We start from the raw sequence: 16,165 nt of genomic DNA on the forward strand, positions 1-16,165 counted from the left end.
TACTCATCCTTTCTTTAACTTTTTCTGCAAGCGATACAGTTCGTTCATCGCTTCTAAAGGTGTCATATCAAGTAAATCAATTTTTTTAATTTGCGTAAGTACTGCCGTTTCTTTTGCATCTAAAACTGGCTTGTCTTGTTTTTTCGAAGACTGTTCTCCACCAAAGAATGATAGTTGCGATTCTTCTTCAGTCTCTACCTTCGTTTCTTCTATTTCTACTGGTTCTTCTTTTACAACTACAGGTTCTGAAATTACTTCTTGCTCTTGCTCTTGCGCTTTCACTTCTACACGCTTTGGAATAATAATTTCTTCTTGTCCTTCTAGTTGTGCTAACACTTCTTTCGCACGAGCGATTAAGCTATCTGGGAGCTCCGCAAGTTGCGCAACGTGAATTCCGTAACTTTTATCTGCTGCTCCATCTTGAATTTTATGAAGGAATACTACTTTTCCGTTCTCTTCAATAGCTGAAACGTGTACATTCTTCAGTTGATCTAAACTTTCTTCTAGCACCGTCAATTCATGATAATGCGTAGAGAATAACGTTTTTGCCCCAATTTGGTCATGAATATGTTCGATGATTGCTTGTGCAAGTGCCATACCATCATACGTAGATGTACCTCGTCCAATTTCATCAAATAAAATTAAACTTCTTTCAGATGCGTTTGCAATTGCATTTTTCGCTTCTAACATTTCGACCATAAATGTACTTTGACCTGAAATTAAATCATCCGCTGCACCAATTCTCGTAAAGATTTGATCAAATACAGGTAATACTGCTTCTGTTGCTGGTACGAAACAACCAATCTGTGACATAACAGTTACAAGTGCTAACTGTCTCATATACGTACTTTTACCAGACATGTTCGGTCCTGTAATTAAAAAGACATCCATCTTCTCTGGCATAATACAATCATTCGGTACATACAATTTCCCGTTCAATACTTTTTCCACGACAGGATGACGACCATCTTTAATAAAGATTTCGCGCTTCGTTGTTAGTACAGGTTTTACAAACTGCTCTTCTTCACTAACTGTCGCGAAACTTTGCAGTACGTCTAATTCACTAATTACTTTCGCTAAATGCTGTAATTTCGGAATAAATACTTTTACTTCTTCACGAAGTGCTGTAAATAAATCGTATTCTAGTTGTACAATTTTTTCTTCTGCTTCTAAGATTAACGTTTCTTTTTCTTTCAGCTCATCTGTTATGAAACGTTCAGCATTAGCAAGCGTTTGTTTACGCTCATAGCGGCCTTCTGGAAGTGCTGCAAGGTTCGCTTTCGTTACTTCAATGTAATAACCGAAAATACGGTTGTACCCGATTTTTAATGATTTAACTCCTGTAATATCACGCTCTCGTTTTTCAAGCTCAGCAATCCACGTTTTTCCGTTTTTACTAACGTAACGATATTGATCAAGCTTGTCATTATAACCGTCTTTAATAATATCTCCATCTTTAATAGAAAGCGGTGGGTTTTCTTGAATACTTCTTCCTAGTAATTCAGTTAAGCTCTCACATGGATCAGCACCTTGAATTAACCTTGCTGCATACGCATTATCTAACAAACTAATCGCTTCTAAAATAGCTGGTACTTGAAGTAAAGATCGTCTTAACTGTAATAAGTCCCGTGCATTCACATTACCAAATGCAACTTTCCCTGCTAAACGTTCTAAATCATATACTTCTTTTAATTTTTCTTTTAAATCTTCACGTAAGAAGTAATCATTTACAAATGTTTCAACCATTTCTAAACGCTCTTCCACTTTTTCTTTCTGAATAAGTGGACGTTCCATCCACTGTTTTAACATACGACCACCCATAGCTGTTTTCGTTTTATCTAATAGCCATAATAATGATCCTGTTTTTTCTTTCGTTCGAAGTGTTTCTGTCAGCTCTAAATTTCGCTTTGAATGCACATCAATTTTCATAAACTGGTTCGTATAATAAATTTCCACTGGTTGCAAATGGTCTAACGAACGTTTTTGCGTTCTTATCACATAGTTAAATAAGCGTCCAACTGCTTTAATTAACTTTGCTTGCGAAACGTTTTTCACAAGATGTTCTAATCCCTCTGGAATCGCTGTTGCATCTTCATACGAAATCGTCATTTTTAATGTTGCAGTTAACTTATTTAATTCATCTTTTGAAAATGTAGAATCTACAACAATTTCTTTTGAACCAGTTGCATACACTTCTAATAAAATATCTTCTACTGAACCTGTTAACAACGTTACTGTATTTTGTCCAGTCGTTAAATCATTACAAGCTAAAGCATACGATCCATCTTCAAAATGTGTTAATGTTGCTAAGAAGTTATTTTCTTTCTCATCAATCGTACGCCCTTCCATCATCGTTCCTGGCGTAATGAGTTGTACGACTTCACGTCGCACTACACCTTTAGCTGTTTTTGGATCTTCGACTTGCTCACAAACAGCTACTTTATATCCTTTTTCAACAAGTTGTTCAATATAATTTTTAGCTGCATGATGCGGTACACCACACATCGGTATACGATCACTACTACCACCATCTCGGCTCGTTAATGTAATTTCAAGTTCATGAGCTGCTTTAACCGCATCTTCAAAGAACATTTCATAAAAATCACCTAATCGGAAAAATAAAAAGGCATCTTGATAGTCTGCCTTAACCTTTAAATATTGCTGTATCATAGGGGTATATTGCGTCATACTTATCCTCCGTAATTCTTACATAGTAATCAATTTTCATATATGTCACACTTCACGGACATCCATATCTCCTATTTCAGGAGTCTTTCTTCATTATAGCACATTTCATAAAGAATCATGTTCATTCACGTATTACTTATGTAAAGTAAAAAGCTAGGAAGAACTTCTCCCTAGCTTTCTATTACTCTTCTTCTGCATCAACGATAAAGTTCGGATCTAATTCTTCAAACTCATCATCATCGATTTGGAAATCTTCGTCTGATTCTACACAACCTTCAGGATTTACACTTACACAAATTTTCGTTTCTCCAACTACTTCTGTTACAAATTCACGTTCTACAGTCACAACAATTTTATTACCATTTGGTGATACAAGAGCTTCTAAACAATTTGGTGGCTGAATGACACGAGCAATAATTTCTAAATCATCACCAGAAAAGTTTTTATCACGATACCCAATACTCACTTCATCAGTGTAGTTCACACGTTCTGTTACAACTTCTGTCTTTGTATTACCATCAAATGAATACCAAGTGTTCACATCATAGAAACCTTCAATTTCCACATGCTTTCCATTCTTTCTTGCTTCGTACGAGTGGTTAATTACCCAGCACCCTAAAATACTTGTTGGCTCATTATTCGATTCACATGTATGCGTTGACTTTGTATACTTACGTCCTTTTCCAACCACTGCTTTTGTAATAATCTCTCTAAATTCGGACATTCGTAACCCTCCTCAATCACTATTCACTTAATCATATGCGTGACAATAGCGGAATGTGTCATTCTTTTTTCGAGAAGAACTTACGTTTAACCCACTAAAAAAAGAGATGTCAATTCGACATCTCTTTAACAACCACAATTTCCTTTTTTACTTTCTACCTCTGCGCCCGTTTCACCCTTCAATACATCGCCATTAGTTGAAATTAATATTTCATCTGTAACGTTGTTAGAAATCGTACTGGCAACTAGCTGTAGTAAGTCATTTACATATGTTTGTGAAGATTTAAATTCTTGTACAACTGGGATACTGTCTAACTTATCTTGCAATGCATCAATTTCAGCTTCTACTTTTTTCAAAGCTTCCCATTTCCCGTAATGCTGCAAGTTTACTGCTTGCTTTTGCAGTGCTTTAATTTCATCAATTGCACGCTTTACATTTTCATTTTTATGAATTTGCGCCTCTGCTTTCTTAAAGAAATCAACTTCTTCTGTTTCAGAAATCATTTTTGCTAATTCTTTCGCTTGCTCAACAATGTCATCTTTCGTATATACTTTCATCTATTATTCCACCTCGATCGGCTCTTCAACTAATTCTCCGTTAAGAGACCAAGTTTTCGCATCCGTTACTTTTACTTTCACAAGCTGACCAATTAAAGATTTTGGTGCAACGAAGTTTACAAGTTTATTCGTACGAGTATAACCTGCAAGTACTTCCGCGTTATTTTTACTTTCCCCATCAACTAACACTTCTACAATTTGACCTTTATAACGATCATTCTTTTCAACTGCCAATTTATTTACTAATGTATTTAAGCGTTGCAGACGTTCTTTCTTCACTTCCATCGGTACATTATCTTTCATTTTTGCAGCTGGTGTACCTTCGCGCGGAGAATAAATAAAGGTAAAGGCAGTATCAAATCCTACTTCACGATATAACGACATCGTTTCTTCAAATTGCTCATCTGTTTCATTTGGGAAACCAACGATAATATCAGTCGTTAATACCGCGTTTGGAATTACTTCTTTAATTTTTCTTACAAGCTCTAAATAATGCTCACGTGAATATTTACGCGCCATAATTTTTAGCATATCTGTGCTTCCAGATTGAACTGGTAAATGAATATGTTCTACTAAGTTTCCACCTTTTCCAAGCACTTCAATTAGGTGATCATCGAAATCACGTGGATGACTCGTTGTAAAACGAATACGGGCAATATCAACTTTACGGAGTTCGTCCATTAAATCGCCAAGTCCATATTCAAAATCTTCAAAGTCTTTACCATATGCATTTACGTTCTGGCCAAGTAACGTAATTTCTTTATAACCATTCGCAGCTAAATGACGAATTTCTTGGATAATATCTTCTGGACGTCTGCTTCGCTCTTTTCCACGTGTATACGGCACAATACAATATGTACAGAACTTATCACAGCCATACATAATATTTACCCAAGCTTTAATATCACCACGGCGTACTTTCGGAAGGTTTTCAATTACATCCCCTTCTTTTGACCAAACTTCAACTACCGTCTCCTTCGAGAACATTGCATCCTTTAGAATGTACGGTAATCTATGAATATTATGCGTTCCAAACACCATATCTACATGCTGATTTTTTTGCATAATTTTATTTACAACAGATTCTTCTTGCGACATACAACCACATACGCCAATTAAAAGGTCAGGATTTCTTCGTTTTAATGACTTTAAATGACCTAGTTCACCGAACACTTTATTTTCAGCATTTTCACGAATGGCACAAGTATTTAATAACACTACATCTGCATCTTCAGTTGAAAAGGTTGGTTCATATCCAAGTGCAGTGAAAATACCCGCCATTACTTCTGTATCATGCTCATTCATTTGACAACCATATGTACGAATATAGAACTTTCTTCCTGTACCAAAATTACGAAACTCTTCAGGTAAGCCAAAATCCCGTTCAATTTTAACTTCTTCTTTCCCTCGTTTTTTCGCGTCTTTTAAGGAAGGTGGTTGGTATACACTTTCAAAGTATTTACTATAATCTTTCTCTTCTTTTTTCGTAGAGGAATTTGCTTGTTGACTTGCTAATCGTTGTTGCTCGTTCATCGGTAATCTCCTTTCACCCTTAACTATACACACTCTATAGTCCATTTTAATGCGCTTTGACTCACCTCAAAAATGGTTAGATAGCTTGAGAGATAACTTGTCCTTTGAAACTTGAGTAGTCAATCTAATCATTCATAAAAATGAAGTCTTCCCCACACACAAATAGACATTCCCTTTTAATATTTCTTTTTGTCCTACCCAAAAGCATATTGCTTTATCCTTATAAACATTACCATAGTATGAAGCGTTTCGCCAATTTTAACAAGAAAGATGCTCTGTTTGGATCTTACATTTCATAAGCAATGAACTCACCATTTTCATACAACGATTTATATATTATATTACCATTCTGAATTTTCTAAGTAAATAAAACTATCCTATATTTTCTAATAAAAAAAGGCTGCCACATGGCAACCTCCTCTTCTTATATTACATAAATTCAGCAACAAGTTCATCAAACATTTTCTGATCCATATTTAAATCAGCTTGCACTAAAGGCTTCTCACTATAACCTTTTACAAGTTCTTGATATGAAGGTTGCGCTGTATTTTGATAAATTAAACCTGTTACTAATCCGTTATTTTCCATTAACGTTTGCATAGCCATCATGCGATTAGATGGATCATATCCCTCTACTGTACTTAGTTTTGTTAAATTCTCTTTAAACCAATCGTAAGTATTTACTTTATTGTAAGTAACACATGGGCTGTATACGTTAATTAATGAAAAACCTTTATGGTTAATACCAGCTTCAATAATTTGTGTTAATTCTTTCAAATCACTTGAAAAGCTTTGCGCCACAAATGTCGCACCAGCTGTTAAAGCCATTTCCATAACATTTAGTGATGGCTCAATTGAACCTTGTGGTGTGCTCTTCGTTTTAAATCCAGCTTCACTACGTGGTGAAGTTTGCCCTTTTGTTAATCCGTAAATTTGGTTATCCATTACGATGTACGTAATGTCGATGTTACGACGAATAGAATGGATTGTATGTCCCATACCAATCGCAAATCCATCACCATCGCCACCTGATGCGATAACTGTTAAATCACGATTTGCCATTTTTACACCTTGTGCAATTGGAAGGGCACGACCATGAATACTATGCACACCATATGAATTAATATAACCTGAAATACGACCTGAACAGCCGATACCAGAAATAACAGCAAGTTCATCTGGATTTAAGCCAACGTTAGCTGCCGCACGTTGAATTGCAGCTTGCACCGAGAAGTCTCCGCAACCTGGGCACCAGTTTGGTTTTACACTGTTACGAAAGTCCTTAAATGTTGCCATTTAATACAACCCCTTTTTTGCATTCGTTGTAAATCTCTTTCGGCAAGAATGGGTTCCCATCATATTTTAAAAGACTAGAAATTTTCTCACCGTTACCAAGATTCATTTTCATAATGTTAGCAAGCTGACCTGTTGCGTTGTTTTCTACCACTACAACACGCTTTGCATTTTTCACAAGTGGATCGATTTCAGCTGTTGGGAACGGGTGAATTAAACGCACATGAGCATGGTTTACTTTCATACCCTCTTGTTCTAAACGCTCCATTGCTTCTTCGATCGCACCACGAGTTGAGTTAAATCCAACAAGCAATACGTCTGCTTCTTCATGCTTAACATTTTTATAAACAGGGGTATTAAACTTCAAGTTCTCCATTTTACGGAAACGTTTGTCCATTTGATCTTTACGGTTTATTGCTGATTCAGATGGTTTACCAGTTTCATCATGTTCTACACCTGTAACATGGTGAACACCATTTTTCATACCAGGTAAAACACGTGGTGAAACGCCATCTTCTGTTACTTCATAACGCTTGAAGTATGCTTTATTTTCACGTTCTGGTAATTCCGCTTCTAAATCAAGCTTACCGCGACGAATTTCCACTTTATCTAACGTAAGCGGTTCTACCGTTTGTTTCCCTAAAGAAAGCTGTAAATCCGTTAAGAAAATAACAGGAACTTGATATTCTTCAGCTAGGTTAAATGCTTCTACAATATCATAGAAAGCTTCTTCAACTGTACTTGGCGCCATTACGATTTTTGGAATCTCACCGTGCGTACCGTAAATCATCGCCATTAAATCAGACTGCTCTTGTTTCGTTGGTAATCCTGTACTTGGACCACCACGTTGTGTATCAACAATTACTAATGGTGTTTCTGTAATACCTGCTAAACCAATCGCTTCCATCATTAAAGATAGACCCGGACCAGCAGATGCAGTTAATGTACGAACACCAGCATAGTTTGCACCGATTGCCATTGTACAAGCTGCGATTTCATCCTCAGTTTGGATTACTGTCCCGCCAACTTTTGGCAATTTTTTAATTAAGTATTCCATAATTTCAGATGCAGGTGTAATTGGATATGCAGACATAAAGCGAGCACCACCAGCTACGGCACCAAATGCGATTGCATCGTTTCCAATCATAAACATACGTTTCTTACCATCAGCTTTTTCAAGCTGCATCATGTTTACTTTTTCACCTAGCAATTCTTTCATATATTGAGAGCCGCGCTTAATTGCGTCCATATTCTTTTGAACAACTTGCTCTCCTTTACGACCAAAGATCTCTTCAACAACATCTAGATAAGCTGTTTCATCTAATCCTAATACCGCACTTGATGCCCCAACAGCAACCATGTTTTTCATTAATGATGTGCCTAATTCTGAAGCAATATCTGTAAACGGTATCACATATAGATTTACATCTGTATTATCAGGTATTGTCGGATTAAATTTCGCATCCGCAACTACAATTCCACCTGGACGTAGTTCGTGGAAGTTAAAATCAATAGTTTCTTGATCAAAAGCAATTAAAATATCTAAATCATCTGAGATCGCGCGTACTTCTGTTGTACTTACACGAATTTTATTATTTGTATGGCCGCCTTTAATACGTGATGAGAAGTGGCGGTAACCGTATAGGTAATACCCTAATCGGTTTAATGCAATACAGAAGATTTCTCCTGTACTTTCAATTCCTTCACCTTGTTGGCCTCCAACTTTCCATGAAAGTTGACTAATCATCTCCTACACCCCTTTTGGCTGCATTCATTGTAGTGTATTTTTTTACAGTAATAGTTTAGCATTTTTTATACAAATAAACTACAACGGACGCAAATTATGCCTCTTCTGATTTCCCTGAATCTTTAGTATAAAGCTATTTTGTTTTTCATTCTAGTATTAGGTCTTAAAAAAAGCAATAATATCAAATGAATTAATTCTAATTTTTCTGGATTTTTAAAACAAAAATCTTAAAAGCTTATACGTTCCATAAAATTATCATATAAAAATCGCTCTACAGTAGCTGCTGCATAGTGTTTACAAAGCTCATTTATTACATTTTCGTATTCTCTATACGCTGATACATTTACAACTGTTTCTAAAATCCCATCAAAATCCGAACCAAATCCTATATTGTTCTCTCCACCTAATGAACAAATATATTCGATATGCTTTACTATATCCGCTATATTCGCTTGTTTTTCACTTGTTAGAAACTGTGGTACAAAAGTAACACCAATCATGCTATTTCGCTGTATAAGAGCTCTAAGTTGTTCATCTTTTAAATTACGCGGGTGCTGACAAAGTTTCATACAATTTGAATGGGAGGCAATAGGATTTTTTGCAATTTCTATCACATCCCAAAAGCTTCTTTCATTCAGATGAGACACATCAGTCCATACATGTAACGTATTAAGTTCTTGTACAACATGTTTACCAAAGGTCGTTAAACCCGCCTCACGTGTCTCTAGCGCACCATCAGCTAATAAATTGGCATAATTCCATGTTAGTCCAAAAGAACGTACTCCTAGACGATAAAACAACCGTAATTTCATTGCATCTTTTCCAATTGCTTCGCATCCTTCTAGTGTTAATATCGCTCCAATCTCGTCCTGTTTTAACATGTTAATATCATCTTTTGTCTGAATAAACTTCACATCCGGTAATGATAAAATTTCACTATAAAAAATATCGACCATCTGTAATGCTACTTCAAAGCGTTTTTCATATAGCACCGTTTCTGGCACATATATAGCAAAACATTGTATACTCCCTTTTCTTTTCTTTAATTGTTCAAATGTAATATGTAATTGCGGATCGTTTTTAAAATCCTTTTTCCCCTGTGCACTCCATAACTGAAAGAGTACATCACAATGAGCATCAAAAATTTTCATTTCCATTCCTCCATTATAAAAACAACCTGTTTGCATACTGCAAACAGGTTGTTTAAACTTAACGAGGTTCTACAATTAATTTTATTGCTGTACGCTCTTCCCCATCAATCATAATATCTGTGAACGCTGGGATACAAATCAGGTCCAAACCACTAGGCGCTACAAATCCTCTTGCAATTGCTACTGCCTTTACCGCTTGGTTCAATGCACCTGCACCAATGGCTTGAATTTCTGCTGTTCCGCGTTCGCGAATAACACCTGCAAGTGCACCAGCTACAGAATTAGGGACCGACGTTGCTTTAACTTTTAATATTTCCATTCCGCGTTTCCTCCTCGTTTCTATAAAAAGTATTAGCAATTATTTCACTTTAACTTATATTCACGAGGAATGACGCGTATTCCTGCTAAATTTCTGTAATTTTTCTAAAAAATTAAAAAATAATAACTTTTCTAATTTTTGCCTAGAAATTACTCAAAAAATGGTTGATCATCATTAATTAAGATACGCTGAATTTTCTTAGCTTTTCCTGTATTCGGATCCACATCAACTAGCACTGCACTTAATTGTGTTCTACCACTTGTCACTTCAAATCGTACTGGTAAGTTTGTTAAAAATTTCTTCAATACTGCTTCTCGGTCCATACCTAAAATTCCATCGTAAGGTCCTGTCATACCAACATCTGTGATATATGCCGTTCCGCTTGGTAAAATACGATTATCTGCTGTAGGAACATGTGTATGTGTACCTACTACTGCTGTAGCACGACCATCTACATACCAACCTAACGCTTGTTTTTCACTTGTAGTTTCCGCATGAAAATCAATAAAGATAATATTCGTACGTTTTTTTGCAATGTTTATTAATTCATCCACTTTACGGAATGGGCAATCAATTGGAGGAAGGAATGTACGTCCTTGTAAGTTAATAACTGCAACTTCTGTTCCATTACAGTTCACAAAGATAAGTCCTTTTCCTGGAGTTCCTTCTGGGAAGTTAGCTGGTCTTGCAAGATATTTTGCATCATCAATAAATTCAAATACTTCACGGTTATCCCAAGCGTGGTTTCCAAGTGTAACCGCTTGTGCCCCGCATTCTAAAAAGTTTCGATATATTTTTTCCGTAATTCCACGTCCACCTGCTGCATTTTCTCCATTAATAATGGTTACTGTAGGTGTATATTTTTTCTTTAATGCCGGTACGTATTGTTGAATCATACCTCTACCAGGAGATCCTACTACATCCCCAACAAATAATATTCTCATATGTCTTACCCTTCCTATGTACTACATTTTTTATTACTATAGCTTCAAGTGATTTCCTTACAATAAAGTTTGTTTCACTTGTATGCTAATTTCCTTTATTTTAACCAATTCCAACACAAAAAAATAAAGTGGTGTTTCACCACTTTATTTTGCGTATTCCACTGCACGTGTTTCACGAATAACAGTTACTTTAATATGTCCTGGGTAATCCAGTTCATTTTCAATACGTTTTCGAATATCACGAGCTAAACGATGAGCTTCTAAATCATCAATTGTATCTGGTTTTACCAGAATACGAACTTCTCGTCCTGCTTGAATTGCGAAAGATTTTTCTACGCCTTCATAAGACTCTGAAATTTCTTCTAACTTTTCAAGACGACGAATATAGTTTTCAAGCGTTTCACTACGAGCTCCAGGTCTTGCAGCTGATAATGCATCTGCTGCTGCAACTAAAACTGCAATGATAGAAGTTGGTTCTGTGTCCCCATGGTGAGATGCAATACTGTTTATAACTACAGGATGCTCTTTATATTTCGTTGCGAGTTCGACACCAATTTCAACGTGGCTACCTTCTACTTCATGGTCAATCGCTTTACCGATATCATGTAATAGACCAGCACGTCTTGCTAGTTTTTCATCCTCACCAAGCTCTGCTGCCATAAGTCCAGTTAAATATGCAACTTCCATAGAGTGTTTTAAGACGTTTTGTCCGTAACTTGTACGGTATTTTAAACGACCTAAAATCTTAATTAAATCTGGATGTAATCCGTGAACACCCACTTCAAACGTTGTTTGCTCTCCGACTTCGCGAATATACTCGTCCACTTCACGTCTTGATTTTTCGACCATCTCTTCAATACGCGCTGGGTGAATACGTCCGTCCTGTACTAGTTTATCAAGAGCGATACGAGCTGTTTCACGACGAATTGGATCGAATCCAGAAAGGATAACCGCTTCTGGTGTATCATCGATAATAAGGTCAATACCTGTTAACGTTTCTAACGTACGAATATTTCGACCTTCACGTCCGATAATACGTCCCTTCATTTCGTCATTTGGAAGATTTACAACCGAAACGGTTGTTTCAGCAACATGATCAGCTGCACATCTTTGCATTGCAAGAGATAAGATTTCTTTTGCTTTCTTATCCGCTTCTTCTTTCGCACGAACTTCACTTTCTTTTACCATTACGGCAATTTCATGAGAAACTTCACTTTCTACTTTACCAAGAATAATTGCTTTCGCTTGTTCGCGTGTCAGATTGGAAATGCGCTCTAATTCTGTTTGTTGCTTTTGAACTAACTCTCCCACTTTGCTTTCCAACTCTTCAATCTGTTGTTGTCTCGCTACAAGAGAATCCTCTTTCTTTTCTAACTGCAGCTCGCGTTTATCGAGCGTTTCGTCTTTACGATCAAGGTTCTCTTCTTTTTGCATTAAACGATTTTCTTGTTTTTGTAATTCGCTTCTACGGTCACGAATTTCTAATTCAGCTTCTGTACGAAGTGTATGAATTTCATCCTTTGCTTCTAAAAGCGCTTCTTTCTTAAGTGCTTCAGCCTCACGATTCGCTTCGTCTAGAATACGTTTCGCTTCATTAGCTGCACCATTAATCTTCGCTTCAGCAATAGACTTTCGAACAAAAAAGCCAACAACTGCACCGACTGTTGCAAGCAAAATGGAGATGAGTATCCAAACTGTACTACTCATGATTTCACCTCCCCTTGCTATGAATGAAAAAAGACTGTCGGCATGTACATTGAATACCAACATACAGCAAAGACCGTCGTCCCACTTTTTAAGGGACTTTCTTCATTTCACAATTAAAATGTCATATTATTATTTCGGCAAGATTTAAGTCTTACTCCGAATATTACTTCTCTTCTTGAGAAGAGTGTTTCGTATATAAGAAAAAATATACATTCTCATTGTATCTATCGCAATTTTCATTGTCAAGCGTTGTCTACTTTTACTTTCTTTACCTTCAGCCCTAATTCATATATGAATTTAAAAAGCAGACAGCATATTATCCTGGAAAACCTTAGTAAATTCCAGTTTATTCATATAAAACATGCATATATCCCTCTTTATACATAGCCTTTTAAGCTGATTAAATATTTTTTCGCCAACGATATACAACGCTTTCATAATAATTAAAAATAAAAGACACGGGACCGTGTCTTTTATTTTTTAATCTTGAAGATTTGAATCTTCCGTGTCTTCCACACCAGAGTCTTCACCAATTCCGTGATGATCACGAACAAAGAAGGCAATTTCTTCTCTTAAATCCGTATTCTCTTTTAAGAATTGCTTCGAATTTTCACGACCTTGTCCTAAACGCTCTTCATTATAAGAGTACCAAGCACCACTCTTTTGAACGATATCAAGTTCAGAAGCCATATCTAAGATTTCACCTTCTCTTGAAATACCTTCTCCGTACATAATATCAACTTCAGCAACACGGAATGGTGGTGCTACTTTATTCTTAACTACTTTTACTTTCGTTTTATTACCAACGATGTCATTACCTTGCTTTAATTGCTCCGCACGACGTACTTCAAGACGAACTGTTGAATAGAATTTCAACGCACGACCACCTGGAGTTGTTTCTGGGTTCCCGAACATAACCCCAACCTTTTCACGAATTTGGTTAATAAAGATTGCGATTGTTTTTGATTTATTAATTGCACCTGAAAGTTTACGAAGTGCTTGAGACATTAAACGAGCTTGTAAACCTACGTGTGAGTCACCCATGTCTCCTTCAATCTCAGCTTTCGGTACAAGAGCTGCTACAGAGTCAATTACGATAATATCAACCGCGCCACTTCGTACAAGTGCTTCTGCGATTTCTAAACCTTGCTCCCCTGTATCAGGTTGTGATAATAGTAATTCATCTATGTTAACGCCTAATTTTTGTGCATATACAGGATCCATCGCATGCTCCGCATCAATGAACGCTGCTTGTCCACCTTGACGCTGTACTTCAGCGATTGCGTGTAATGAAACTGTTGTTTTACCTGAACTTTCAGGTCCGTAAATTTCAATAATACGGCCGCGTGGGTATCCGCCTACCCCTAGTGCCACATCAAGTGCTAAAGAACCACTTGAAATTGTAGAAACTCTACGCTCCGCTTGTTCTCCTAATTTCATAATTGAACCTTTACCGAATTGCTTCTCTATTTGTTTTAACGCCATATCTAATGCCGCTTGACGATCACTCATTCAAAATTCCTCCTTAACTGAATTGCTAATCTTATTATACCTATTTTCAATTCAATTTGCCAACAAAAATCGAACATTTATTCGATTTTTTTATTTTCCATTAAATAAAACTGAATTTAAGCATTAAAAAAAGCTAGAAGAGACTCATATCTCTTCTAGCTTTTTATATAAATGATAAAATCCATATTTCGCCGAACGTTCCCTGATTTGTTGACGACTTCCACTTAAATTAAGAGGAAAGACTACAGTTGGTTCATCCTTCATCGCCAATCCAACAAATACTGTTCCCGGCTCTTTATGTTCTGAAGCATCCGGTCCTGCTACCCCAGTGAAACTAATGCCGATATCTGCTTTTAATAAGCCCTTAACATTTTCAGCAAGATAACGAGCACATTCTTTACTTACTGCACCATCAGTAGACAACACTCCCTCAGGTACATGTAAAACATGTTGCTTCACATCATTATGATAACAAATGACACCGCCTTTAAATACTGAAGACACCCCAGCACTTTCTGTTACTTGATTCCCGAAGAATCCACCAGTTAAACTTTCTGCACACGCTAAAGTTAATTCTTTTTTCTTCAATAACTCTATCGCCTTATCATGCAGAAACTCTTGATCATACCCGTAGAAAAATTCTCCTACTCTTTCTAAAATCAAATCTTCCATATGCTGAATGAGTTTCGCCGCTTCATCAGCATTTTGATGTTTGGCAGTTAAACGTAATGTCACTTCCCCATCATTCGCAAGGGGGGCGATTGTCGGATTCGTTTGTCCATCAATTAAATCTTGAACTTTCACTTCTAATTGAGATTCCCCAATCCCGAAGAAGCGAAGCACACGAGAATAAATGTTTTCTCCTGTTGTAAAGTTACGTAAAAAAGGCTCTACATAACTGTTATACATCGGCTTCATCTCTTTCGGTGGTCCTGGTAATAAAATATAAACTTTCCCGTTCTTATTTAACCCCATACCAGGTGCCATGCCGTGATCATTCGCAAATACAGTTGCTCCATCTAAAACGAGCGCCTGCTTTTTATTATTCTCTGTGAACTCACGACCTGTACGCTTAAAGTACTCGCTTATCGATGCTAATGCCTGTTCATCATACACTAGCTCTCCACCCAAACTAGAAGATATCGTTTCTTTCGTCAAATCATCTTTTGTCGGGCCTAATCCACCTGTGAAAATAAGTATGTCAGCACGTTCTTCCGCAACTTCAATCGCCTGCTGTAATCGCTTGTTATTATCTCCAACTACAGTATGGTAGTACACATTAATTCCAATTGAAGCTAACTTTTCAGATAAAAACTGGGCATTTGTATTTGCAATTTGTCCAAGTAATAATTCAGTTCCAACCGCAATAATTTCAGCATTCATCCCAATTCCCCCATAAACTTCTATTTTGAGTTTACAAAAGCAGCTCTATTTTTCCAGAAATAATCCCACCCTGAAATAACAGTAAAGAATAATGCAATCCATATAAAGATATCAGCAACTGGAATATGGATTAAATTTAAAGGTACATCGTGTAATAAATACGCTGCAATCGCAATAATTTGTGTCCACGTCTTAATTTTTCCTAACTGATTTGCCGCCACTACTTCTCCTGTTCCAGCAAGTACAAGGCGTAAACCTGTTACTGCAAACTCACGGCTTATAATTACAATAACGATCCAAGCAGGTACGTATTGCATCTCAACTAACGTGATAAGTGCTGCTGAAACAAGTAATTTATCAGCTAACGGATCAAGGAACTTCCCTAAATTCGTTACAAGATTATACTTTCTTGCGTAATATCCATCAATCCAATCTGTAGCCGAAGCAATAATAAAGATAAGTGCCCCTACTAAATGTTGAATTGGTAAATCAACATCACCAATTGTGTATGAACCCCAATCAAAGGGCGCTAACATAATTACCATAAAAATTGGAATTAAGAAGATTCTAGATATTGTAATTTTATTTGGTAAATTCACAGCTATTC

13 protein-coding genes are annotated in these 16,165 nt (G+C 36.6%); all 13 read right to left on the reverse strand.

Features of this window, described 5'->3' with window-relative positions:
* Positions 1–3: 3 nt before the first annotated feature.
* Entirely contained in the window at positions 4–2,688 is a 2,685-nt protein-coding gene (gene mutS, locus FOT98_RS12000; RefSeq protein WP_063260395.1) for a DNA mismatch repair protein MutS, read from the reverse strand.
* 181 nt (positions 2,689–2,869) lie between these two features.
* Complete coding sequence (gene cotE, locus FOT98_RS12005) at positions 2,870–3,412, reverse strand: outer spore coat protein CotE (RefSeq protein ID WP_001288800.1); 543 nt, start codon at positions 3,410–3,412, stop codon at positions 2,870–2,872.
* 125 nt (positions 3,413–3,537) lie between these two features.
* Positions 3,538–3,969: a YlbF/YmcA family competence regulator gene (locus tag FOT98_RS12010; RefSeq protein ID WP_000870464.1), complete on the reverse strand. Its 432-nt coding sequence runs from the start codon at positions 3,967–3,969 to the stop codon at positions 3,538–3,540.
* A 3-nt stretch (positions 3,970–3,972) separates the two neighbouring features.
* On the reverse strand, positions 3,973–5,502 hold the full coding sequence (miaB, locus tag FOT98_RS12015) for a tRNA (N6-isopentenyl adenosine(37)-C2)-methylthiotransferase MiaB (protein ID WP_061678178.1): 1,530 nt from the start codon (positions 5,500–5,502) through the stop codon (positions 3,973–3,975).
* A 429-nt stretch (positions 5,503–5,931) separates the two neighbouring features.
* Positions 5,932–6,798 (reverse strand): 2-oxoacid:ferredoxin oxidoreductase subunit beta, encoded by an 867-nt coding sequence (locus tag FOT98_RS12020; protein WP_000190158.1) that lies wholly within the window; start codon positions 6,796–6,798, stop codon positions 5,932–5,934.
* Positions 6,785–8,542: a 2-oxoacid:acceptor oxidoreductase subunit alpha gene (locus FOT98_RS12025; RefSeq protein WP_000625413.1), complete on the reverse strand. Its 1,758-nt coding sequence runs from the start codon at positions 8,540–8,542 to the stop codon at positions 6,785–6,787. Before FOT98_RS12025 ends, FOT98_RS12020 begins: the two co-directional genes overlap by 14 nt.
* A 227-nt stretch (positions 8,543–8,769) precedes the next feature.
* Positions 8,770–9,693, reverse strand: a complete 924-nt coding sequence (locus FOT98_RS12030; protein ID WP_063260396.1) for a dipeptidase — start codon at positions 9,691–9,693, stop codon at positions 8,770–8,772.
* Between the two features lie 58 nt (positions 9,694–9,751).
* A complete protein-coding gene (gene spoVS, locus FOT98_RS12035) occupies positions 9,752–10,012 on the reverse strand; it encodes a stage V sporulation protein SpoVS (RefSeq protein ID WP_000404341.1) in 261 nt (86 codons plus the stop codon).
* Between the two features lie 149 nt (positions 10,013–10,161).
* On the reverse strand, positions 10,162–10,956 hold the full coding sequence (locus FOT98_RS12040; RefSeq protein WP_001221093.1) for a TIGR00282 family metallophosphoesterase: 795 nt from the start codon (positions 10,954–10,956) through the stop codon (positions 10,162–10,164).
* A 144-nt stretch (positions 10,957–11,100) separates the two neighbouring features.
* Positions 11,101–12,663 carry a ribonuclease Y gene (rny, locus tag FOT98_RS12045; RefSeq protein WP_000099773.1) on the reverse strand — a complete coding sequence of 521 codons (1,563 nt, stop codon included), beginning with the start codon at positions 12,661–12,663 and terminating at the stop codon, positions 11,101–11,103.
* Between the two features lie 480 nt (positions 12,664–13,143).
* Complete coding sequence (gene recA / locus FOT98_RS12050) at positions 13,144–14,175, reverse strand: recombinase RecA (protein WP_063260397.1); 1,032 nt, start codon at positions 14,173–14,175, stop codon at positions 13,144–13,146.
* A gap of 144 nt (positions 14,176–14,319) precedes the next feature.
* On the reverse strand, positions 14,320–15,558 hold the full coding sequence (cinA, locus tag FOT98_RS12055) for a competence/damage-inducible protein CinA (protein ID WP_063260398.1): 1,239 nt from the start codon (positions 15,556–15,558) through the stop codon (positions 14,320–14,322).
* A 20-nt stretch (positions 15,559–15,578) separates the two neighbouring features.
* The gene (gene pgsA / locus FOT98_RS12060) at positions 15,579–16,157 is read right to left on the reverse strand and encodes a CDP-diacylglycerol--glycerol-3-phosphate 3-phosphatidyltransferase (protein WP_001052972.1); all 579 of its coding nucleotides are present in this window, start codon (positions 16,155–16,157) and stop codon (positions 15,579–15,581) included.
* Positions 16,158–16,165 lie beyond the last annotated feature (8 nt).

The sequence above is a fragment of the Bacillus sp. HY001 genome, assembly GCF_007558965.1.
In the GTDB taxonomy this organism is placed as follows: Bacteria; Bacillota; Bacilli; order Bacillales; family Bacillaceae_G; genus Bacillus_A; species Bacillus_A mobilis.